Annotated in this window: 23 protein-coding genes and 1 pseudogene; 8 read left to right on the top strand and 16 right to left on the bottom strand. The window is 33.5% G+C overall.

What is annotated here, in order from left to right:
• Positions 1-103: 103 nt before the first annotated feature.
• The 3 genes and pseudogenes from LS81_RS12440 to LS81_RS06855 form a co-directional block, all read right to left on the bottom strand.
• Positions 104-868, bottom strand: a pseudogene (locus tag LS81_RS12440) (sodium:solute symporter family transporter); the annotation flags it as partial.
• 293 nt (positions 869-1,161) lie between these two features.
• Positions 1,162-1,821, bottom strand: coding sequence for a methionine ABC transporter permease (locus tag LS81_RS06860; protein WP_052096596.1), 660 nt, complete (start codon positions 1,819-1,821; stop codon positions 1,162-1,164).
• A 181-nt stretch (positions 1,822-2,002) separates the two neighbouring features.
• The gene (locus tag LS81_RS06855; protein WP_034345919.1) at positions 2,003-3,046 is read right to left on the bottom strand and encodes a methionine ABC transporter ATP-binding protein; all 1,044 of its coding nucleotides are present in this window, start codon (positions 3,044-3,046) and stop codon (positions 2,003-2,005) included.
• Between the two features lie 305 nt (positions 3,047-3,351).
• Between LS81_RS06855 and LS81_RS06850 the strand changes: the two genes are divergently transcribed.
• On the top strand, positions 3,352-4,023 hold the full coding sequence (locus LS81_RS06850) for a porin family protein (RefSeq protein WP_034345922.1): 672 nt from the start codon (positions 3,352-3,354) through the stop codon (positions 4,021-4,023).
• Between the two features lie 224 nt (positions 4,024-4,247).
• On the opposite strand, the gene LS81_RS06845 is transcribed toward LS81_RS06850, so the two are convergent.
• Both LS81_RS06845 and murI read right to left on the bottom strand, forming a co-directional pair.
• A complete protein-coding gene (locus LS81_RS06845; RefSeq protein ID WP_052096519.1) occupies positions 4,248-5,363 on the bottom strand; it encodes a tRNA1(Val) (adenine(37)-N6)-methyltransferase in 1,116 nt (371 codons plus the stop codon).
• Positions 5,364-5,446: 83 nt separating this feature from the next.
• Positions 5,447-6,223 carry a glutamate racemase gene (gene murI, locus LS81_RS06840; RefSeq protein ID WP_104696553.1) on the bottom strand — a complete coding sequence of 259 codons (777 nt, stop codon included), beginning with the start codon at positions 6,221-6,223 and terminating at the stop codon, positions 5,447-5,449.
• Positions 6,224-6,277: 54 nt separating this feature from the next.
• On the opposite strand from murI, the gene LS81_RS06835 reads away from it, so the two are divergent.
• On the top strand, positions 6,278-6,808 hold the full coding sequence (locus tag LS81_RS06835; RefSeq protein WP_034345925.1) for a methylated-DNA--[protein]-cysteine S-methyltransferase: 531 nt from the start codon (positions 6,278-6,280) through the stop codon (positions 6,806-6,808).
• 327 nt (positions 6,809-7,135) lie between these two features.
• On the opposite strand, the gene rnpA is transcribed toward LS81_RS06835, so the two are convergent.
• The 9 genes from rnpA to rpsO form a co-directional block, all read right to left on the bottom strand.
• Entirely contained in the window at positions 7,136-7,585 is a 450-nt protein-coding gene (rnpA, locus tag LS81_RS06830) for a ribonuclease P protein component (protein ID WP_034321935.1), read from the bottom strand.
• A 38-nt stretch (positions 7,586-7,623) separates the two neighbouring features.
• Positions 7,624-8,235: a hypothetical protein gene (locus LS81_RS06825; RefSeq protein ID WP_034345929.1), complete on the bottom strand. Its 612-nt coding sequence runs from the start codon at positions 8,233-8,235 to the stop codon at positions 7,624-7,626.
• A gap of 2 nt (positions 8,236-8,237) precedes the next feature.
• Positions 8,238-9,044 carry a hypothetical protein gene (locus tag LS81_RS06820; protein WP_034345932.1) on the bottom strand — a complete coding sequence of 269 codons (807 nt, stop codon included), beginning with the start codon at positions 9,042-9,044 and terminating at the stop codon, positions 8,238-8,240.
• Between the two features lie 131 nt (positions 9,045-9,175).
• On the bottom strand, positions 9,176-9,385 hold the full coding sequence (locus LS81_RS06815) for a DUF4006 family protein (protein ID WP_034345935.1): 210 nt from the start codon (positions 9,383-9,385) through the stop codon (positions 9,176-9,178).
• A gap of 15 nt (positions 9,386-9,400) precedes the next feature.
• Complete coding sequence (locus LS81_RS06810) at positions 9,401-10,288, bottom strand: cbb3-type cytochrome c oxidase N-terminal domain-containing protein (protein WP_034345938.1); 888 nt, start codon at positions 10,286-10,288, stop codon at positions 9,401-9,403.
• Between the two features lie 2 nt (positions 10,289-10,290).
• Entirely contained in the window at positions 10,291-10,524 is a 234-nt protein-coding gene (locus LS81_RS06805) for a cytochrome c oxidase, cbb3-type, CcoQ subunit (protein WP_034345941.1), read from the bottom strand.
• A gap of 24 nt (positions 10,525-10,548) precedes the next feature.
• The gene (gene ccoO, locus LS81_RS06800) at positions 10,549-11,247 is read right to left on the bottom strand and encodes a cytochrome-c oxidase, cbb3-type subunit II (RefSeq protein ID WP_034345944.1); all 699 of its coding nucleotides are present in this window, start codon (positions 11,245-11,247) and stop codon (positions 10,549-10,551) included.
• 9 nt (positions 11,248-11,256) lie between these two features.
• Entirely contained in the window at positions 11,257-12,720 is a 1,464-nt protein-coding gene (gene ccoN, locus LS81_RS06795; protein WP_034320458.1) for a cytochrome-c oxidase, cbb3-type subunit I, read from the bottom strand.
• A 556-nt stretch (positions 12,721-13,276) separates the two neighbouring features.
• Positions 13,277-13,552: a 30S ribosomal protein S15 gene (gene rpsO / locus LS81_RS06790; RefSeq protein ID WP_034345947.1), complete on the bottom strand. Its 276-nt coding sequence runs from the start codon at positions 13,550-13,552 to the stop codon at positions 13,277-13,279.
• Between the two features lie 130 nt (positions 13,553-13,682).
• Between rpsO and flhA the strand changes: the two genes are divergently transcribed.
• The 5 genes from flhA to LS81_RS06770 all read left to right on the top strand — a co-directional run bounded on the left by flhA (position 13,683) and on the right by LS81_RS06770 (position 19,293).
• Positions 13,683-15,920, top strand: coding sequence for a flagellar biosynthesis protein FlhA (flhA, locus tag LS81_RS06785; RefSeq protein WP_034345950.1), 2,238 nt, complete (start codon positions 13,683-13,685; stop codon positions 15,918-15,920).
• Between the two features lie 143 nt (positions 15,921-16,063).
• Entirely contained in the window at positions 16,064-16,456 is a 393-nt protein-coding gene (locus tag LS81_RS11995; RefSeq protein WP_237022208.1) for a hypothetical protein, read from the top strand.
• A 16-nt stretch (positions 16,457-16,472) separates the two neighbouring features.
• On the top strand, positions 16,473-16,922 hold the full coding sequence (locus LS81_RS06780) for an FkbM family methyltransferase (RefSeq protein WP_233715955.1): 450 nt from the start codon (positions 16,473-16,475) through the stop codon (positions 16,920-16,922).
• A 354-nt stretch (positions 16,923-17,276) separates the two neighbouring features.
• The gene (locus LS81_RS06775) at positions 17,277-18,488 is read left to right on the top strand and encodes an ABC transporter permease (protein WP_034345455.1); all 1,212 of its coding nucleotides are present in this window, start codon (positions 17,277-17,279) and stop codon (positions 18,486-18,488) included.
• Between the two features lie 97 nt (positions 18,489-18,585).
• Positions 18,586-19,293, top strand: a complete 708-nt coding sequence (locus LS81_RS06770) for an NlpC/P60 family protein (RefSeq protein WP_034345452.1) — start codon at positions 18,586-18,588, stop codon at positions 19,291-19,293.
• A gap of 542 nt (positions 19,294-19,835) precedes the next feature.
• Here LS81_RS06770 and LS81_RS06765 read toward each other — a convergent pair.
• Positions 19,836-21,305: a hypothetical protein gene (locus LS81_RS06765; protein WP_034345449.1), complete on the bottom strand. Its 1,470-nt coding sequence runs from the start codon at positions 21,303-21,305 to the stop codon at positions 19,836-19,838.
• Between the two features lie 243 nt (positions 21,306-21,548).
• Here LS81_RS06765 and LS81_RS06760 point away from each other — a divergent pair, with 243 nt between their 5' ends.
• The gene (locus tag LS81_RS06760) at positions 21,549-22,370 is read left to right on the top strand and encodes an SIMPL domain-containing protein (protein WP_034345446.1); all 822 of its coding nucleotides are present in this window, start codon (positions 21,549-21,551) and stop codon (positions 22,368-22,370) included.
• 375 nt (positions 22,371-22,745) lie between these two features.
• On the opposite strand, the gene LS81_RS06755 is transcribed toward LS81_RS06760, so the two are convergent.
• Positions 22,746-23,816 carry an LptF/LptG family permease gene (locus tag LS81_RS06755; protein ID WP_034345444.1) on the bottom strand — a complete coding sequence of 357 codons (1,071 nt, stop codon included), beginning with the start codon at positions 23,814-23,816 and terminating at the stop codon, positions 22,746-22,748.
• Positions 23,817-23,982 lie beyond the last annotated feature (166 nt).

The following is a 23,982-nucleotide window of genomic DNA, read 5'->3' as shown; positions in this document are numbered from 1 at the left end:
ATCCTTTAGAGTTATTGCTTATCTCACTAAGGGTATTTAAAGATTCTATAAGCATAGGTAGATTCTGTTTTACATCAACAATAGATTTATTTGTTTGTGCCTGTTTGATTTCATCTAAAATTGTATTCACATCTGTGTCAAGATATTGTTGTGTCTTTAACACCCTCTCATTAAATGTTTCATCGCTTTTTTGTATATAATTCTTTGCCTCACTAAGGCCACCAATCTCATTCAACATCACAATAGGCACAATAATTAATGCCAACATCATAAGTACACCCTGTAAAAGATCGGTCCAGCAAACAGCTAAATACCCACCAAAAAAAGTATAAACTACAATGATACCAGCACCAATCATCAACGACACGTGATAATCAATATGAAAAGTCTGTTCAAAAAGTTTAGCCCCAGCGATAAGCCCAGATGAAATATAAAATACAAAAAATATAAGGATAACAATTGCTGATATAAGTCGCAAAATATGCTTATCATCAGAAAATCTTGTTTCAAAATAATCAGGGATAGTAATTGAATTGTCAATTACCTCTGTATAGATTCTAAGTCGCTTTGCTACAAAAAGCCAATTTAACAACATACCAACGCTAAGCCCAATAGCAATCCACGCATTCAAAAGCCCCGCAATATATAACGCACCAGGTAACCCCATAAGTAACCAGCTACTCATATCAGAAGCTCCAGCAGACAGAGCACTCACCGTTGGACCCATACTCCTCCCACCAAGGAAAAATTCTTCGGGATTTTTTGTCTTTCGCCAGAAATACAACCCAATACCTATCATCACTGTAGCATACAAGCCAAAAGTAGCAAAAATAGGGAATCCCAAACTCTGTACCTCAAGTGTATTCATAGTATCTCCTAAAAAATTTAATTTTCATAGCATTAGTATTTCATAATAATATAAGTTGTTAAATCGGGTTCTATTTAGCTTTTAAAAAAGTAAACCAAGCACAATAAGTAACATTATTTAAGCAGAGTATAAAATCCTAAAATAAATACAATAAGATTTAATCTATTGTATTTTAATCTTAAAAACGCAACTACAAGCTTTCTTGTCAAATCTTTAAATAACTTACCAACCCAACACTTCACTATGCTTAAAAATTACAAATCAAACAATAATTATAGTATTTATCAATCCTGCTATCTTTGTGTTCTGCCACATACCTTATACACAAAATGTATGATAGGTGTTAATACTCCATATTGATGAGTGCGTAAAATACGTGCCAAATAATCACCAGTGCTTTGCACACACTGAACCATAATAATCAATACAATCACACAAGAGTATAATACATCAAGCCTAGAATCATAAAAGCCATACTTAATTGCTAAATCACCTAAACCACCACCACCAACACTTCCAGCCATAGCCGAAAAACCAATAATTGCAATAATTGCAATTGTAGCGGCATTAATAAGTGAAGGCAAAGATTCAGCAATCATCATGAATACTACTTCCAATTTACTTGCACCCATGCTCAAAGTCGCTTCAATGATTCCATGCTTTACCTCTTCTAACGCTCCCTCAAAAAGCCTTGCCACAAAAGGTATAGCTGCGATAGACAAGGCAAAGGATGCTGCATCTGGTCCTATACTCGTGCCAATTAACATTCTTGAAAAAGGTAGCAATACTACAATTAATACAATAAAAGGAAATGATCGTATAGTATTTACTATCATACCCAAAATTTTATTGAAAGTCGGAGCACTTAAAAGAGAATCTTTTTTTGTAATCGTAAGAATCACGCCTAAAGGTAACCCAAATAATATTGTAAAAAAACTAGATAAAAACACCATATATAGCGTCTCAAATGTGCCATCTATAAGCAAATCAAGCACATCAAATACTCTTGCTGCAACATCTTCATTACTAAAAAGTAAGTAACAAAGCACTTGCAATGATGAGCTAACTTCATCATCAGCTAAAGTCTGTGGTAATTGGATAAAATTTAAAATCCATGGTTGTATATCCTGCATATTAATCCCCCAGCATAGAATCTTGTATCTGTGCAACTTTGTTTATAACTAAATCCTGCAAAGACTCTACAATTAAACCCTTACTTCTCAAATACTTTATTGCCCTCTCTCTCTCCTCCAAATCATCACCAAAATCAACAATCAAATGTCCCACCTCAGCCGTTGCGAGTGCCTCAATATTACCTGCTAGAATATTGACATCTACATTGAATTTTTTAATAATCTCAGCAATTAAAGGTTCATGAATATATTCACCAACAAATGAAATTTTATATGCAGCTTTATGCGATTTTTGCAGTATTTCCTCTTGGGATAACGCAGGTAGAAATGATATGAGTTCTTTTGTTACCTCATGCTTTGGATTTGCAAAGATTTGCTCAACACGCCCCTCTTCTACAATCTCTCCATTACTCATCACACACATGCTATTGCAGATTGAACGCACTACTTCAATTTGATGTGTAATCATAACAATAGTTAATCCAAGTTTTTTTTGAATATCTTTCAAGAGTTGTAAAATTGATTGTGTAGTTTTGGTATCAAGTGCACTTGTAGCCTCATCACACAATAAAATCTTTGGGTGGTTTGCTAGTGCCCTTGCAATCGCTATTCTTTGTTTTTGTCCACCACTTAGCTGGTTGGGGTAAAAATCTGCTTTATCTTGCAAACCCACAAGCTCTAAAAGCTCCATAACTCGTATTTTAATATCTGTCTTCTTCCATTTAGCAATTTCTAGGGCAAAAGCCACATTACCAAAGACATTTCTAGAATCTAAAAGATTAAAATGTTGAAAAATCATTCCTATTTTTTGTCTTGCTTTTTGTAGTGCAGACTCTTTTAGTGTTAAAATATTCACTCCATCAATTACTATTTCACCAGTTGTTGGACTCTCTAATTTATTTATGAGACGCACAAGTGTTGATTTCCCCGCACCAGAATAACCTATAATCCCCATAATATCCCCTTGTTTTATTTCAAAATTTAAGGGCTTAATTGCTTGGAAACCATTTGCATAAGTTTTTGTAATATTTTTTAATATGATCACTCTATGCCTTAATTAATATAATTTCTTGTGTAAGTTTCATATTCTGTCTATAACCACAAGATTCAAAAATACAACAAAGCCAAAATAATAACATATTTACATAAATACGATATGTAATTAATATTTTTAGGTGTAATTTTAACATTGTATTGTATCTTGCTAGTCAAAAGATGATGCAAGATAACTTGTAAAATTATGAAATACCTATGATATTATAAAGCACATAAACGATACTTAGTTATTCTATTATTTATATCAATATGAGATAATTCGCATTTTATTTAATTTATGTTTAGGAGAGTAACATGAAGGTTATAAAAAAGTTTGCTATTTCATTCAGTATATGCACATGTTTATCCATGTTGGTTTATGCAGATGAAAATAATGATTCCAATAAAGCAGGAAATCAAAATAAGTTTGTATTAGGGGTCTATGGTGGTGGTAGCCTCATGCAAATGTCATCAGAATATTATAGCACTTCACGCCCTTACGATGATTTGCCTGGTGATTATGACAAAAGCCTATTTGGAGTAAGCTATGGTGCTAAAATCGGCTATGACATGTATTTTCTTGCTCGTCATGGCGTAAAATTATATATTGATTACATGCACTCATATTTGAATAGCAAGGAAATGACACTTGGTGCATACAATATGCATACAATCGGACTTAATGTGGATTATCGCTTTGTTATTGCAGGTGGGTTAAGCACATTTATTGGTGCTGGATTAGCACATAATATTATCAGCACTCAATATCTTGGCAATATGAATGCTTTTGGTGGTAGTATTAATGCTGGGGTGGCTTACGCCTTATCATTTCTTGAGTTTGAATTTCGACTTCGCTATCTCGCCTATGACATACCACAAAGAAATTCAAGCTACCTTCCAAACATTATGGGACAAGCAACGCAATATCACCTAGTAGAATTAAATAGTCCATTTAGCCTCCATTTAGGTATAAACTTTAGATTCTAAGCTTATATGTTAGTCTATTAACACATTGCAAAAACAAGAGCAATGCAAGTCTTAAATAAATCTTGAAATAAGATCTCATTAAGACTTTAAAATATGTCTTATTATATAGTTTTATTCTTAATCCAAACATTTAAAATTGAATGCAGCTCCAAGCACACTGATGTTGACTAGCAAGTAAAACTAATCTTCATATAAATCAATCTAATCTCCTAATCTCACAAACATTACAATAAATCTTCCCATACAATATCATCATAGGAAACTTTAAGGCTTTGTGTATATGCGGCATTATAAATAGATATCACTTCTTCTGTATTATCTTGTTGGGCTAATCCATTGTGCGTTATAAGTGGAGGTAGGATACGCGTTTGAGCTTTACTATTATGCCTTGCATACACAAGTACAAGAGTAGAGTGTTTATCCTTGCGAGGATATACAAAACGCAAAGCTTCAATACCAAAATTAAATGCCATTAAAGATTCTAAAATTTCTGCAATCATAGTAGGAGCATAGCAAAAGATCAATTTGCCATGTGGTTTTAAGACTTTTTTTGCTAACTTTAGTATTGTTGAAAAAGGGAGAAAATGACTTTGTGTGGCTTGCGCTTTAAATGGATTATTTGATTGCAAAGTCTGCGTGTGATAAAAAGGCGGATTGCTTACAATCATATCAAAATAAGGAAGCGAAGGAATATCTGCGTGTTGTAGAGTTTGACTTTGGTGTAAAAATGCTTTAGATTCTATATGCTCTTGTGTGGAATCTAAAGCATTTCCTACTATTTGAGCACAAGTAAGACTTTTTGATAGAAATCTTTCAGAATCTATCGAATTTAAATAATTGCAAGTTTTTGAGTATAAACTTGTGGAATGGAGATTCTTGCAATCTGTTGTATTTTGTTTTAAATCATTCAAGTTTTTATCTGCTAAAACCTTAGATAATTGTTGCTTTGTAAATATTGCCTCTAATTTTTTATCGTTGCACAGCATATTTGCATGCAATTCTTTTAATATATCTTTAGATTGAATAATCATGTTGCAATCAGCATGAATAATGACAGAATCTATATGATTTATCTGTGCATTTTTTGCATTCATTAGTGCATATTCAACCTGCTTTTCGATTTGATAGAGTGCCACATTCTTTGATCTTACACAAAGTAACCCTATGATGCCACTCCCACTTCCAAGTTCAAGAATCTTGGCTCTAGGTTTTATATGCGGTAATATAAAATCCCATAAAAACAAGCTATCGCTATTATAACAATAACCCTCAGCTATCTGATAGATTTTTAAGCGTCTTTTATTGATCAACTCTTTATTTATTTGTGCATTGTGGTACATTGTTGCCTTTAATAATGTTATTAGCGTGATTATAGCAAAAACAAAAATAGATTATAATGCTATATAAACTTGCATGAAAGGTTTCATCTCTCATTAACTAAGTATGTGCCCTCTTTGAGCCACAATCTTGCAGTGCTTTTTAGCTTTGCTACATTATCACTTGCAAAAAAATCAATGAGATTTCTAGAGTTTTGTGCTATTTGAAAATGTTCTCTTACATAACATGCAATCGCCTCACCAGAATGGATAAATTTTACATTATTACCAAAAAATTTCTGCATTGGTTGCAACAAGAGGGGAAAATGTGTACAACCTAATATCACCACATCAGGCTTCAAGGTTGATGAAAAATAATGTCTCAATACAGAATCCACAACTTCTCCACTAAATACACGCTCCTCTACCAAGCTTACAAAAAGATTTGTAGCAAGGCTTGTGATATTTGTATATCCTAGATTCCGCAGACTTTTTGCATAACTATCTGATTTTATTGTAGCTTCTGTTGCCAATACAAGTATATGCTTGTCTTTTGCTATCTGCTGCTGCGTAAGTGCGGCAATACCAGATTCAATAACACCTATAATTGGTATCTTAGAGCATCCCTGCATAGCATGCAGAGCATGAGCTGAAGCAGTGTTGCATGCCACAACGAGCAAATCAAGTTCAAAATTCGAGAAAAATTCTAAAGCCTCCAATGAAAAACGGCGAATGGTCTCTGTATCCTTATTGCCATAGGGTACACGTGCAGTATCACCATAATATACAATATGATTAAAACCTACCTCCTCAATGAGGCTTTTTAACACGGTTAAACCACCCACGCCACTATCAAAAATACCAATATTGTTAATTGTTTGCATACATTACCTAATATTTAGAATCTATATCGTAATTGTAGCGTAAAAGGAAAAAGTATGCGAAATCATTATGGCGGACTATATAAAAGCGTGATTGGTGATATAGGCATTATGATTTATAAAGACAAGATTATAAATATAGAGCTCTTTAATGAGGAAACACAACATTCATTGCATAGTATTGAAATGTATAAGCTTTTAGAAGAAAACCATATAAGTAAGCAGGCTATAAAAGCCTTAACACTTTATTTATCAGGCAGTATTCCATTAAATATGAAACATAATAGCATGTTCTTATTATCCATACCATTATATATGCAGGGAACCTCATTTCAAAAGGATGTGTGGAATACACTCATGTATATTCCTCATGGGGAAACAAGGAGCTATAAAGATATTGCCAATATTCTTGGAAAACCAAATGCTATGCGTGCAGTTGGTAACGCATGTAAAAACAATCCAATATTATTTTTTATCCCTTGTCATCGCGTTGTAAGTCACAATGGAAAAATAGGTGGCTATCGTGCAGGACTTGATACTAAAAAGCATTTACTCACACTTGAAGCGCAAACAAAACACAAGTTCTAATAATATAAATCTCTGCAATATATCAACAAAATAAACATATAGATTTTATAAACCTAACTCCAAAAAAAATATAAATATGCACTGATGAAATCACAAGAATGCAGGGTTGAGGGTGTGATTTTGATACTTAGGTTCTACATATTTGCAACCATGAAATAGCCTATACATCGCAATTAACTTTCTTATTCTACCAACAACACACACAATCGAAAATTCTAGTATTTTTGTAATGTTAAACGATAAAATGAAACTCAGAAGATATATGATAAAGTTTGAAGTGTTGCTGCTTGTGCTTTTGATGTCTTAATTAGTGGACTTATTGCATAACTATGATATAGGCGAATATTTGCTTGTATCTCTTATATCTCTTGTATTTTTTGATTGAGTAAGTCGTTTTATACTATAGAGAATATGCTTCTTTAAAGCAATAAAATCATATTCTACAATACCTTTTCGACATATAAAAACAAAGGCATAGCCCTTATAATTTACATGAAACTCTTGCATAATAGCTTTAATCTGACGTCTAATAAGATTCCTCTTGCATGCTGTTGCTACTTTTTTATTTATGCTGAAACCTAAAAGCATTTTAGATTCTATCATACGATTATACTGCTTTTTTTTGCGTAAATGCAGTATAAAATCACGTAAAGGAATAACATAAATTGCCATAAATTCCCTATTAAAACGCCAACCATTCTTAAACACTATATCAAACTCATAGGAGTTTTTCAGTGTGTCTATTTTTTTACGTTTCATACCTATAGATTGTTGCATAATTTACCACTTACAAAACACTGCGGCTGTGAATTATCCTATCCATTAAATACCCAATGATAGAAATAAACAGGGAAGCTCTCATCTTGCTTTGTATTTGTAGCTTTGGCATTAATCTTAAATCGAGCCTGATAATATCCCTGCATAGGTAATGAAAAAGCTTTGGTAGAATACGTATTTTCTCCACTTTTTATCATAGGAACTGAGAGTTTGCTTGCTTTCTTCTCACCTTGATCAAGCCTAACAAACTCTAAATCAACAGATTTTATGTATATATCCTGAGTACTCTCATCATATTTCTTCCTTTCAAGATATATTGTCAACACACTATTATCTCCGTGCAATAAACCCTCATTCTTTGGTATATCCCGCGGAACGGGTATTGTGTAGTAAGGGTTTTTCATGATTGGCGCATTCACACCATCACCAATTGTGCTGATACGTACATTATAAAGATTCTCAAAAGCATTTTGTTGCTGCATGATAGAATTAATTTTTTCATCCAATTCTATACGTTTTATGTTAAAAGTATGGTCTGTATCGATACTTTGCTTACTCGAAATTCGAATACTTATCACAATGAGAACAATACCCAATGCAATAACAAGCAAAATTCCAAAAGGCCATAATGTGCGTTTTTTTGCTGTCATTTTTATCCTTTCTTCTTAAATGCAAGTAAACCAAAACGCACCAATACAAATAGACCAAGAAGAATGAGCAACATGGAATATATTATAACCTTTGTCACATCGCTTTGTCTCTCCATGGGTTTTGGTGCATTCAGCTCCACATTGTAAGATTGTGCTATTGCGTGTATTAGTGCAAGATACAAGTTTGACACTCCCTCATTTACACCATTATCATAACGTGGTGTCCCTACTTTATCTGCAGGTAAATAAGGATACGCATAATTCTCTAGTAGTTCTGCTACATTAGAATCACTTAAAAAATCCAAATTACTCTTTAATGTTATAGCATGATCACTATAGAAAAGAAATATAATAGCATAGTTACCATGTATCTGCTCTATAATGCGAGACTCATAAGATCTGCGGTTATGAAATCTTTCATTTATGTCTGTATCATCATGCTCTTTGGCATTATCCTGTGGTGTCCTTTCAACAACATGTAAAAATACCTTAACGCCTGTCTTCTTGTATAAAACACTAGATAACTCTTGTATAATTTTAGGTGCATCTTGCGAGAGTATATCAATATCTCCTTGCAAATAACCATTTTTATCTATTAAATTAGCACCACTATTTTGTTTCTTATAAGTAGTATCAGTTTGAGAATGTCTATTGGAGCTATCTAAAAGATTAGATGTCGCAGGAAATTGTTCTGTTGCAACAACACCGCTAGACTTTTCACTCTCAACTGCAAATGCAAACACCTGCAACGCAACTAAATTGATAAATACTGCAAGAACATAATGCACTCTACTCAAACTAAAACTCACCTTTCAATCTCTATATTGCATGTAAAAATTCATATGGCGTAAGCGTAAGCACTATAGTAAGCAAACCAAACCCAACAAGCACAAGTGCTACAAATTTTTCAAGTCCTGTAAATTTCATTATAAACTCCTTTTTATTCCTTATTATCTATAATCTTAAACGCATTTTGATTTGCAGTATCATTCTTTTTTAAATTATGCGAATCAACACTATAGAATGTTGTGGCACTTGATTGCTGAATCTTCATAGCATTATAACCACCAATTGCTGCCACTATTACTACAAGCAACACAGCAAGGAAAAAACCAACTAAACTATTAAGAACATTTATGATCGCTTGCATACACTTCTCCTTAGACTACTGAATCTTTTGTTTTGCCGCAATAAATATTTGCAAAGCTTCTACTTCTTTTTGACTTAGATTGAGATATTGGAAAGATGGCATAACTCCTATTTCACCTTTTTTACCATGCTGTAAAACATTTGCTAGAAACTCAGTTTTTCCATATGTTTGAAGTGCTGGACCCATATCTTCTACACCCTCACCATTGGCACCATGGCATTGGAAACATGTACCATTTTCTTCACTATGATAAATTTCATTTCCAGCTTTTACTAGCTCTTCATCATACTTCATGGAGGTATCTTTAACAATCTCACTCATCACATAGTGGGCAACTGCTTGTATATCCTTTTCCTCACTTAAAAGACCAGATGGCATACCGCCAAACTCTTCACCATTTTCTTTTGTAAGTCCAAAGCTACCATTACGAACAGTATCCATAACACCATCAAGTTTACCCCAATGAGTAAGGTTTTGTGCCTTACCATCATTACCTTCAGCACTCAACCCATGACATTGTGCACATTGCACAAGAAAGATTTGCTCACCCATCTCACGCATTTTATCTGAATCTAAATTTGCATGTACTGTTTCAAACTTTTGATTATAAGCATGAGATTCTTGATTATATTCACCAATTTGTGAATAAGCATTTAAAGGGTAGCCAAAAAGAATATACCAAACAGCCCATATCATAAGTCCTAAGAGAGATAAAAGCCAACCTGTTGGAATATTATTATTAAATTCTCTAATACCATCCCATGAATGTTCTGTAAGCTCTCCTCCTACGCTCTCTGTTTTCATCTTTTGAATATAAAACCATGCTATCGCAATAGTTAGCAAAAGAATCACCACAGCACCAATAAAGCCAATTAGATTGACGTGATCGCTTAACCAACCCATTATTATCTCCTTTCCGCCATCTTGTTGTTTTTGTTATCACAAGATTCTATCAACACATCATCTAGAGAATCTTGAAGTGCAAGTTTACTATATTTCTCATAATCTACTTCCCCAGTCGCCTGAGATCGGTAAAGATGGTAGATATAAGCATATAGCCAAATTATTAAAAAAATGGTAGAGAGCAAATAAGCCCCCTTCAAACTCAATAAATCAAAACCATATATTATAAGACTCATGCAAATCTCCTTTCAGATTTTCACCTATTTAACAATTCTGCTTGAACCTAGACTATTAAGATAAGCAATAAGTGCCACAATCTCAGTAATCTTACCATTTCCATCTTCAAACATTTGAGTTGTTTGACTATGTTTCATTTCCTCTACAATCTGTCCTGCTTCCACCTTAAATTGTTCTTTCGCTTCTTTAATAGAACCAAGCTTAACACTAGTTTTCAATCCCTCAACATCATAAGGCACATTAAAAACTTTCTTTTGAGTTAATGCTTCCGCATAAGCAGTCTCAAAATCTACTTCCTTATTGTATAAGTGCTTGTATGCTGGCATAATAGACTTGGGTACAACAGAGTTTGGATCATACATATGATTAGCATGCCAGTCGCTACTGCTTCTATCACCAATCCTATGCAAATCTGGTCCTGTCCTCTTAGAACCCCATAAGAATGGTCTATCATAAGCATATTCACCACCAAGACTATACATACCATAACGCATCACTTCGCTTTTAAACTGGCGAATAAGCTGTGAATGGCAATTATAGCAGCCCTCCTTGATATATACTTGTCTTCCAGCAGTCTCAAGCACAGTTAATGGACGCAAACCTTCTAATGGAAGAGAAGACTTTCTAAAATCAGGTATAATCTGTACCAACCCAGCTACAGAAAACACAACAACAAATGCAATTGTGAAAAAGAATGGATTTTTCTCCAACCAAGCAAACATAAAACCTCCTTAAGATGCCATAGGGGAAGCATACTCAGGTTCTTTGTTGAGCTCACGAGCAGCCACTATAGTCATTACAACATTATAAATAAACATTACAAAGCCAATAAGATATAACAACCCACCAATACTTCTCATGATAAAATATGGCTTCAACACCGCAACAGTATCAATGAAAGAGTATTTAAGCTGTCCTAAAGGTGTAATATCTCTCCACATCATACCTTGCACTATACCCGCAATCCACATGCTTGAGAAATAGAACACAATACCTATTGTCATAATCCAGAATTGCGCCTCAATAATCTTTTTAGAGTAGATTTCTCTACCAAATAGACGAGGCAACATGTGATACACGCTGGCAATAATAGTGAAAGCCACCCAGCCGAGTGCAGCATCATGCACATGTCCAATAATCCAATCAGTAAAGTGTGCTAACGCATTAACTGATTTAATAGATTGGATTGGACCCTCAAGTGTTGCCAACATATACCATGTAGACGCAAGAATTAAAAACTTGATCAACGGTGACTCTTTGAGTTGATGCCATTGTCCTCTCATGGTTAAAAGCATATTCACAGCAGTTCCCCAAGAAGGTAAAATAAGCACAACAGAGAACACAGAGCCAAGAGTTTGCACCCAATCTGGCACGGTTGAGTAAATAACATGGTGTCCGCCTGCCCAAATGTATACAAACATTAAGCTCCAAAATGAAAACAAGGTTAATTTATATGAGAAAACGGGTTGTCCAGATTCTTTTGGCAAGAAATAATAAATCAAGCCAATAATCCCTGAAGTGAAGACAAAAGCAACCGCATTGTGTCCCCACCACCATTGAATCAACGCATCATTGGTTCCAGCATACATTGAGATACTATACCAAAAGCTACCATAACCTGTAACTAGTTTTGTAGGAACAGCAAGATTGTTAAAGATATAAAGCACAGAAATAGCAGTAAAAGTAGCAATAAAGTACCACAATGAAATGTAGATAACTTTCTCCCTTCTAACCGCCATAGAGCCAAACATACTTACACCCCATAATACCCAAGTAATCACAACAAAAATATCCACAATCCATGGAAGCTCTGCATACTCTTTTGATTGAGTGATACCAGAAAACAATGTATAAAGTGCCAATACCAACACAACAAGATACATGAGAAAGTGCAACACACCAACAAACTTTAAAAATGGATGGTCATGATAAGTGATTTTAAGCACTCTTTGTCCTAAATAATACCAACCTGCCCAAATACCACTCAATGTAAAACCATAAATAATTACATTTGTGTGTAATGGTCGCAATCTACCAAAAATGGAATATTCCCCAGCAATATAGTTTAAATCTGGGACTGCTAACTGAAATGCCAAAATTACACCTATCAACATACCTAGAAAGCCCGTTGCTATACAGACAAGCAAAAATAGCTTTGCAAGCGAGTAGTCATATTGTTTTATGCCCTCTTGCATACAATTCTCCTTCTTCCAAAATTTTGAGTCACACGAACACGAATATAATTTTAGTATTCATTTTATTAGTAATAGCTTAAATGCGTTAAATGGTTAATAAAAAATTAACAACAAACATGAGCCATAAACTACAATTAAGAAGATTAAATTTAATATCAAGAATTATTAAAGAAAGATTATATTGCATATACTATAGTAACCCATATAAGATTGCATCATAAAACATCATAAATGCAAAACTAAAACGAGTTTAAGCAACAAGCTAATAAATTTAGAAATAGTGCATCTCAAATACATATAACAATTATGCAAGAATTAATAAAACTCAATTTAATAATGAATATACTCTAGGGTAGCTTGGATTCTATGCGGTATAACACTAAGATGATCGAGAAATAGGCGTGAATAACCGAAGATGGTTAAAAATTTGTGTCTCTAAATTCCAAATCCAACTCGCACACATACTCCCTCAAAAACGGGAAAAACCAAAAAAAAATGTGAAACTCTAAAAGTAACTTTTAGAGCCTAATTGATAGTTATGAAAGTAAAACTAATATCAGACTTTATCTTTAATTTCTAAAGCTTTTATAGTCTTAATATAACTCTCATATTTATTTTTCTTCAAATACTTCAACAAACTTTTTCTTTGTCCAACAAGCTTCAAAAGCCCCAACCTACTTGAGTGATCCTTTGGATTACTTTTTAAGTGTTGTGTTAAATTTGCAATCCTATGTGTTAAAAGTGCAATTTGCACCTCACTTGAGCCTGTATCTTTAGAATCTCTAGCAAATTGTGAGATAATCTCTTGCTTATTTGCCAATTCAGTAGCCATGATGACCTCCATAAATGGTAAAATGAAATTAAAGAATGGATTTTAACATATTTTTCAATATTTTTGGTAAAATATGAGGATATTTTTAGAAACTTAGAAATCATATGAAACTTTTAAGGTAAACATTACTATGGCAGACAAAGAACAAAATAGTGGTATTCTGCAGAGAGCTTTTCCATTTTTAAAACTCATTGGAAAGTCAAAGGATCTTGGTGTTGTTGTGTTTGTGGTGATGATTCTAGCAGTAATCATTATACCACTACCAGCACCAATGCTTGATTTACTTTTAACCATATCTATTGCATTATCCATTCTTATTATCTTAATTGCACTCTACATTAATAAACCTATGGATTTTTCTACTTTTCCAACACTATTATTATTTGTAACAGCATATCGACTTGCATTAAATGTGGCAACCACACGTATGATTCTTAGTGAAGGTAGCAATGGTGCAGAACATGTAAGTCGCATTGTGGAAGCATTTGGTGAATTTGTAGCAAGTGGTAGCTATACAATTGGTGTGATCATCTTTATTATTCTTATTATAGTGAATCTACTTGTTATAACCAATGGTTCGACACGTGTAACAGAAGTTAGAGCACGTTTTGCACTTGATGCAATGCCTGGTAAACAAATGGCAATTGATGCTGATATGAATGCTGGACTTATTGATGAAAAAGAAGCAAAACAAAGACGCGAAAGTTTGGCACAAGAGGCTGACTTTTATGGTGCAATGGATGGTGCGAGCAAATTTGTAAAAGGTGATGCTATTGCTGCTATTATCATTACTATCATTAATATTATTGGTGGATTCTGTATAGGGGTATTTCAAAATGGTATGACAATGGCAGAGGCTGCAAAAGTATTTACAATTCTTACAATTGGCGATGGCTTAGTAGGGCAAATTCCAGCATTGATCGTAGCGACTGCAACAGGTATAGTTGCAACACGAACTACAAAGGGCGAAGAAGAGAATTTCGCAAATAACCTTGTAAAACAATTAACAGATAAATCAAAAACACTTGTTATTGTAGGCTTTATTCTTTTTATTTTTTCACTTGCACCTAGTTTTCCCACATTGCCTCTTGCATTTGTTGGAGCAATTTTTTGGTTTGCAGCATGGCTTATCAATAAAGACAATGAAGATTCTATGTTTGCAAAGTTTAATCAACTGATAAGTGGATTTGGCGGTAAAAAAACAAAGGAAAAACTAGCAGCCAAAAAGGCAGCACAAGCGAGTGGAGAAAAAGTGCCAATACAAGAACCAGCGCCAAAACGACCGCCAAAAACACAAGAAGAAATCAAAAAAGAAGAAGAAAAAGCAATTAATGAGGTGTTAAAAGTGGAATTTTTGGAGCTCCACCTAGGCTACCACTTAATCCGTCTTGCCGCGGTAGATCAGGGAGGGGACTTGCTTGAACGAGTCCGTGGAATCCGAAAAAAGATAGCAAGAGACTATGGTTTTTTAATGCCTCAAATCCGCATGACTGATGATCCAGGCATTGGTCCTACAACCTATCAGTTTTTCTTGAAAGGTATTGAAATTGGTAGTGGTGAAGTTATGCCTGATAAATTCCTTGCTATGAACACAGGTATGGTAGCAAAAGAAATTGATGGGATACCGACAAAAGAACCAGCTTTTGGACTTGATGCAATGTGGATTGATGCAAATTTAAAGGAAGATGCAATTATTCAAGGTTACACAGTAATCGATCCATCAACTGTTATTGCAACTCATATGAGTGAACTTGTGAAAAAATATGCTGAAGAATTTATTACAAAAGATGAAGTCAAAAAGCTTATGGATAGGCTCGAAGAAGAATACCCAGCAGCAATCGAAGAGGCAAAAAAAGTGCCCTCCAGTGTTATCCGCAGTGTATTACAAGCTTTGTTGCATGAAGGTATACCTATTAAGGATATGCTCACAATCCTTGAAACAATCACAGATATTGCCCCAAGCGTACAAAATGATGTTGCAATTATTGTAGAGCAAGTTCGATCTAAACTTTCACGTGTTATTACAAATGTCTTTAAGTCTGAGGATGGTAATATCAAACTTGTGACACTTTCTCAAGATTCTGAACATTTCTTGTTAAATAAACTAAAAGACCAACATGGTGCAAAATTCTTGTTACTCAACACAAGCGAAATGCAGAAGCTAATCGATGCAGTAGAGCAAGAAAGTGTAAAAATCCTGCAAAGGAATATTACCCCAGTTATTTTAGTAGTTGATCCGCAATTGCGTATGCCTTTAAGCATTAAATTAGAGCAATTTAAATTAGATTCTGTCGTAGTATTAAGCCATGCTGAAATTGATCCAAATGCTTCATTCGAAGTACTTGGAACTATTGAAGTTGGATTTTAGATTAGCAAGAATATAAATTATTGTAATGCAATAAGTGCTCTATATTTATGGGTGGTAAATTGGAGTTAATTGATAGCAAATGTTGCTTAAATCCAAAGTGGATGTTTAAGGAAGATTAAAGTATTAATAAAAAGTTGTATGTTTTGCAAAAAAATATAATAACAAATCTTGCAATACAAAATTGTGTGCAAAATAAAGAGCATCAAGATTTGCTTTTTGCAATGCTTCAATTAGGACTACAAGTATCAGTTGATTCACGTAAATCTTGTGTTGAAAATATGAAAAAGTATCTTTATTCTGTGCGTCCAGCACAACTTAATAATCTCGTGAGAATAGGTGGTAAGATGGATGGTGGATATGTGATGTTACCCCCCCCCCCCTCATCATCAACCTCGCAGCCAAAAGCAGTCTCTCTAGGTATTTCTGATTTTTCCCCTTGGGATTTAGAAATGGCAAATATGGGGTATCAGGTGTTGCAGTATGATGCAAGTATAAAAAAAGGCACCAGATACCCACAAAAATATGATATTCCATAGAAAGTTTATTGGAACAATGAGAGATCGCCAAACAATTACTTTTGAAGATATTATACAACAATATGATTTTGATGAAAAAGCTCATAATATATTGCAAATGGATATTGAGGGTGCAGAGTGGGAAATTTTTGAAAAACTTGATTTTAATATACTTGAAAAGTATTTTTCACAAATTATTCTTGAATTCCATAATTGTGATCCAAGATCTTCATTACAGACAGAAAGACATGTGGCCATACTAGAAAAGTTTCATCATGCCTTTCATCCAATACACCTACATTACAATGCGGGTGGTCATAATTTTTATATCAAGGATCGCTTTATGTCAAGTTTATTGGAAGTAAGCTATGCAAGAAAATATTTATTGCCAAAGGATTTTGCATTACGAAATGAATGTGGTGATATACCCTATCTTGATTATCCTAACCTTGAGAAGCAACCAAATATCCCAATACTATTTCAATGATCTCTATATTACATAAAGAATAAAAGTGTGGCTTAGTAAAATGGCATACAATATGCGATGATGAACTTAATGCGATATGTTTTAAGGTATTTGTCCATTCTTAGCCTTTACTAAAAGTCTACTTTTTATTCTTTATATATACTTAATGAAACTGCATTTTATAAAAGCTTACATAAGATTTACAACTTTAAATCTCTTTTAAAAACCTCTTATTTCTTTTTTATATTTTATATAACCCCTCAACTCCATAGATTTTATACTCTAAACCCCATATTCACTTAAACAGAAGAGAATCTAGTTTGCATAAAATATCTTATAATTAAGCCTAAGATATAAGTTAATATAGAGGTATATATGATTTGGAATGCTATATCACTTGCTTTTCGGCAGATTTCACGCAATTATTTAAGAGCATTTTTAACAATGTTGGGGATTATTATTGGTGTTGGCTCTGTAATTGTAATGATTTCTTTAGGAAATGGCACGACAAAAAAGGTGCAAATGCAAATCGCAAGTATGGGTAGTAATGTGCTTGTTATACGTCCAGCATTTAGACTCAATACAGGGGGTGGTTCTCTAAGTAAAAAATTTACAAATAGAGAAGTTGAGATTTTGGAATCTAGATTAACTGCTTCTATAAAACATATTGCTCCCCTCTCTAGCACAAGTGCTATTGCACAATACATGGGTGTTAATACCAATACAACAATTAGCGGAATAACAAATAATTATTTTAAAGTAGCAGACTGGCAAGTAGAGCTTGGTCGCCCTTTTAATACTGAAGATCTTAGCTCCAATGTATGTATATTAGGGCAAAGTGTGCGTCTTGTTTTATTTAAAGATTCTAATCCTCTTGGGGAAAAAGTGCGTATCAGTAAGAGTATTTGTGAAGTTATTGGAGTGTTTAAGGCAAAAGGGCAAGGTGGTTTTGGTAACGATCAAGATGATTTTATTGCACTCCCATTTAAAACTTATTTACGTGATATATCAGGTGTTACAAGTAATTATAATATTGATAGAATCATGATATCGATGAAAGATGGTATAGATTCTAGTAATCTTAGTGAGCAGATTCGACAAATCTTAAGGGAGCATAGAAATATCAAACGAGGACAACTTGACACATTTGACATTATGGATACAAAGCAGTTTGAAGAGAGTATGACATCTACCATGCGCATTTTATTTATATTTTTAAGCTCAGCTGCAGGTATTAGTTTGATTGTAGGTGGTATTGGGATTATGAATATTATGCTTGTATCAGTGACAGAGCGAACAAAGGAAATTGGTACTCGTCTTGCCATTGGTGCATTAGAGAGAGATGTTTTGTTGCAATTCCTCATAGAATCTGTTGTAGTAAGTGCACTTGGCGGTAGTATTGGAATCATTCTAGCTTTTTTTATCTCATGGGGGGTTGCAATAAAAATGGATATACCTTTTGTGTTTGATATGTGGGTTGCATTTGGTGCATTCTTGTTCTCTGCAATAATTGGAGTAATTTTTGGTTATCTACCCGCCAAAAGAGCATCAAAACTTGATCCTATTGAAGCATTACGCTATGAGTAATATTATAGTTGTTATGATAGTTACCTTATTGCAAATTGGTTTTTTTATTTGAGGCTTTAAGCTATAATTCGTTCTTTATTTTATTGCAAGGAAAAATATGAAAAATATATTGCTTATGAGCGTGATGACAACCTTGATGTGTGCCTTACTTTTTGCAAAAGAGCAAGTAAAACATGTGGCTTATAGTGTACAGGTTGGAAGTTTCAGTGAGTTAAAAAATGCTGGGAATCTCGCTGATTTTCTCAACAAACAAGGTCTTGATGCTTTCTTTTTTAAAGAAAAAGGGATGTATAAAGTTCGCTTTGGTAACTATAAAGATTCTGCAACTGCAAGAAAGGTTGCAGACACATATAAAAAAAAGCGCATTATCAATGATTTTTTTATCATTAGCCCTCAAAGTTATGCAATAAACCAACATAAACCGCAAACACAGGACAAGGTAAGAAAAAATATTTCAAAAGATGCACATCAATATATAGGTGTCCCATATAAATGGGGTGGGACAACTTCGAGTGGTTTTGATTGCAGTGGATTAGTAAGAGCAGTGTATAGGCTAAATGGACTAACCCTACCCAGAACTTCAATCGAGCAATATAATAGCGGTAAATTTGTGGCAAAAAGCAACTTAAAGGTAGGAGATTTAGTCTTTTTTACTAATAATGGAAAACAAGTAAATCATGTTGGAATCTACATTGGCAACAATCAATTTATCCATGCACCTGGGAAAGGAAGAAAGGTAATGATAGCAAACCTCACCAATAAGTATTGGGTAAAAGCATATCGCGGGGGACGCACTTACTTATAAAAACAAGAAGAATAGCATAATACACCACAACCATCATCAAAATTATAGATAAATGAGCATCAAATGTTTTTATAATGCTTTTTACATCCTGTAAAAATGACAATCGGTATAAAAGATATTAAGATCATGCTCATCAAGAAGAACGAGAAAAACATGTTTGACACTCTGTTGCACTCATATCTCTAATCAATAAATGTAAAAGATGAATATATAGCAACAAAAAAAATCGATGGATTATATATGAAGTAAGGTTTTTAGCTAATTGCGTGAATATACTTTTGCATAGATACAACCACTTCTTATTATATAAGTTCTACTTCGCCCCAAGCAAACATATGACATTACAACTTGTATGCAAAGATTGATAGAATGATAAATGTAGCTCTTATATAAAATTTTAGATTCAATAGGACAAAAAGACTTCCATAAAACATCTAAATACAAGATTTAGGAGTTGCTAGGTCATATAAACACAACTCCAACATGATAGAAAGCAGGCACAATGCATTCAAACATTATGCGATAAGGTAATTGAGAAAAGATTAGAAGGTATATTTTAATTCTGTTCTTGTTTTAAAGAAATTTATATCACCTACTAATGTTGCTGCTAGAAATGAGAGCTCTAATTTATCAAAGAATTTGTAAGTAATATGTGGTGTAACCTCTACAAAACTTGCGTCTCTAATAAACTTTTGACTAAGTCCTGATACTTGTTCTGTAACACTATGTGGAGAGACATTAAGTTGTGGCATATAGGTATTACCAAATACATAAGCCACATCAACCCCTATTTTCAAAGGAATCTTAAATCCATATTCAGCTGCAAGATAAGCCACATTTATGCTTGAGTTTTTAAAGCTACCAGACCCAAACATACCTAAGCCTTCATAGGTTGCCGTAAGATTTCCATTCCATATTTTCCCTGCAGTATCAATACCACCTTTATAGTCTATAAGCGTACCATAACCATCACCAAAACTACCTAGATAACCAGCTTTTATGGAGAACTTATTTATAGCAAGTTTTGCTTGGACATTAAATATACCGCGAAACTTTGCTGAATTCACCAATTCTGTATCAAATCCACTTGCCTGATTTTTACCATTATACCCAAGAGCAAGTCGTGCATTACTATTTAATGATGCCATGCTTGTTTGTCCAAGTATAGAAAGCTTTATGGAATCTCCAAATTTCATCCCATACTTTGCTTCCCCATAAACAAGAAAGTCCATAAAGCCATAGATATTTCCTGCATAAATATTAAAATCTAAGGCTTTATTCATCACATCTCCACCTACGCCAACCAATGTGAGATTATTACCAATACCAACACCCGCTGCCGTCATATGATCACTGCTTGATAATCTTGTCCGCATATTATATCCTGCATGATCACCATTCCAACTATCATAGAATGACACATGATACTTAACGCTACCACCTTCTATCTTTTGCTTTGCATTTGCCACAAAACCTGTACCTAAGTCTACTTTATTATCGCTTAATGGTGAAGAGATATTTATTTTTCCAGCATCAATTTTTGCACTCATAGAACCCACATCAAATTCTTTGCTTGCAAAGATTTGTGCAATATTAAATCTATCTGAAAAATTATTTGTGAATGCAGTACCACGACCCCCCTGCACTGCACTATTTGTATTGCTGCCTACATCGGGTGTGCTTGATCCTTGTGAGAAGAAAATCCCAGCAGTTGCACTAAAACCATATACTTTACCACTTGTTACATCAAGCTTTATTCTATATTGTTGACTTTGTCCATTTTGTCCAATATTATCAAAACCATTAATGGTAAAAAACCTAGCAAAACCAAAACCACTAACTTTAGCATTTGTAACTAATCCCTTCAACTTATTTTCTTTTTTTACAGACGTTACAGCCACTTCTTGTGAGCTAGAATCTTTTGCTACTTGCTGACCACCTTGTGTTTGCGTCTCTGCAAATGCCATTTGAGATAACACGCTTGCAAGCACCATTGAAAAAACTTTTTTCATCATAATCTCCTAACTTTTAAAATGTTTGCAGTATTGTAAAAATGCTTTGTAAAAGCAAAAAATAATTTGTGTAAAATATGTATCAAATATCACTTATTAATTACTGCCTATAATTTAGTCAATCAAATATTCTACAAAATATTTACTTAGAAAGCAATTTAGACACAGCGATACACACGACTTAACTAAAACTTGAAATATGGTATTTATAATTGAGTTATTTTATAAGTAAAAAGGATTGATATGCGTTGGATTAAATTTATCGGTATTGCATGTATTGTCTTATGTTTGTTTGCAGGTGGTATTGCTTTTGATATTTTTGTAGTGCAGAAATTTGCATATAAAAATGTAATAGAATCTAATCAAAGCAATCAAATCGAAATCTCACAATCTGTTGAGACATCGCAAAATGTAAAACCAGATTTGTTGCAAATGGAAATTAGTATAGTAGAAAGCAAAACATTGGGGGCCACTTCTGCACTCACAGAATCTCAAAGAGAACATATAACAAAAAAGCTAGATTCCATTATCACTCTAACTCAGGCAAATAATGATATTTGCAAATATTCACCTTATACCTTTGGTCCAGTTGAGTTTTATAATTATCAGAATGAGAAAAAAGCAGGGTATAATATTTACCTTAATATAAAGTGTAAAATACAAGAGACAACATATAAGCAATATGAAGAATTGATGTCACAAATAAAAAAGCTTGTATACCAAGATGAATGGTTAGATTTTAGAAACTATTCATTTAATTTTTCCTTGTCAGATTCCATACAAAAAGCACAAGAAGTCACACTAAGAGAACAAATTATAAAACAAGCAAATATGCTTAAAGATGAATATAGTAAAAATCTAAATGCACAATGCCATATAGCAAATATGTCACTCCATGGAAATACAATGTATGCTATGGAGAGAAAAAATCTAGATTATGTGGCAAATGATTTTACAGAGAAGAAAACAATAGATTCTCAAATTAATATAAAAAATATCATGGAATCTGCAGTTATCCCTCTATCACTTCATATGAATGTAAAATTTGCATGTCAAACACATTAGTTGTGTAATGGGAATACATAATTGTAAAATGTATTCCCAAGAAATGTAGTCTTGGAACTTGCTTGAGTTGTATTGCAATAGATTACATCGAGTTAGCGGTTAATAACATCAAAAAGTAGCACTCATACTAACAAGATTAAGCCTACATATAACAGCCCCAAGATTACAAACTCTTAAAATATCTCACAAGTATATAAAAATAGAAAATCAGAACCGCTATGACGTTATTGTAGCACATTGTCATGCCTCAATACACCTATATACATAGAAGCTTAAATCTTGTAATATAAAGATAGCTAGTGAATTTCATTAAACAAAATGTAGGCAAGATACTTAAATAAATCCTATAAGCAAAAGCAACAAATTAATTCTGTTTTATATCTCATCTAATTTGCGATAATACATAATACTAATGATAAATAAAATACCAATGGGCACCAGCATACTAAACTCTGGTATAAAAACTGCATTGGCGTTTAATTTTCCAAGTGAGAAAAATATACCCCACACAATCAAAGAAAGTACACTAAGGCTTACTCCAAGCATAGCAAGATTCCCATATCGTGAAAGTGGTGGAGCATAGTATGCAATAATAATGCTTAACATACTAATAAAAAACGGAGTAACTGCAAGAGTATAAAGCACACCTCTTGTGCGTCCTGTATCTGCTCCTTCGTGCATGAGAATCTGTAGCGAATAAAATGCATCAACTATTGATATGGCTGGTTTATTTTTATAAAAAGTATCAAGTACTTTTGGTTTAAATCCTTTAAGCGTTGTTGTAGAGTCATGCTGGGTAGTTATCATACCTACATCGCCTAAGACATAATTTGTGGATAGAGTTGATACTTGTGGTTTTACAAGCTCCCATTCATCATCACGAAAAAAACCCTCTTTTGCACGAGTAATACTTATAAGCTTTCTTGAATCTCCATATTCTGTGTGATAGATTTGTATATTTTCAGCCTTTTGTAAAAGTGGATATACCTTTTCAAAAAACACGTAATCAGTGTTATAACGGATAAATAAATCTTTAGAAACATCAGCATTGCTATTATTATTTACAATATTATCTGCTCTTTCTTGTGCATATACAAAGTCAGTTGCATTTAAACCAATATAACTACATACAATGAGATTAATGATAAGAAAAGGTGGATAAAAAATCTTTCTGCGTGAGTATCCAAGTGAGAGCAAAGCTACATATTGATTACTTTTAATAAGACTAATGTAAAAAACGATAAGCCCAAGTAAAAGTGCTAAGGGTAAAACATAATTAAATGCATACATCGCATCAAATGCAAGAAACCAAATTGCATTATTTGCAGATTGTGCTAAAGCATCAAAGTATTGCAAACTATCCACACAGATAAAGAAAAACTCCAACCCACACAAAATTACAAGTGTTGGTCTTAGATATCTCACTGCAACAAACCAAAAAAACATATATTTCCTTGCTTTTTAAGATTCTATAATACAAAGTTATACATTACCTTGCTATTGGAGCTTAGGAGTCTATACCCTGCTCTATCTTCCCAGAATCTCTCAAAAATCATCAAACAAAAGCATACTTCATTTAAAACTTTTACTATATTGTATTTAATCATATAAC

Origin of the sequence: Helicobacter trogontum (assembly GCF_000765905.2) — a bacterium.
GTDB lineage: Bacteria > Campylobacterota > Campylobacteria > Campylobacterales > Helicobacteraceae > Helicobacter_A > Helicobacter_A trogontum.
The sequence above is the reverse complement of the archived record's forward strand: the minus strand, read 5'-3'. Positions and strand labels throughout refer to the sequence as shown.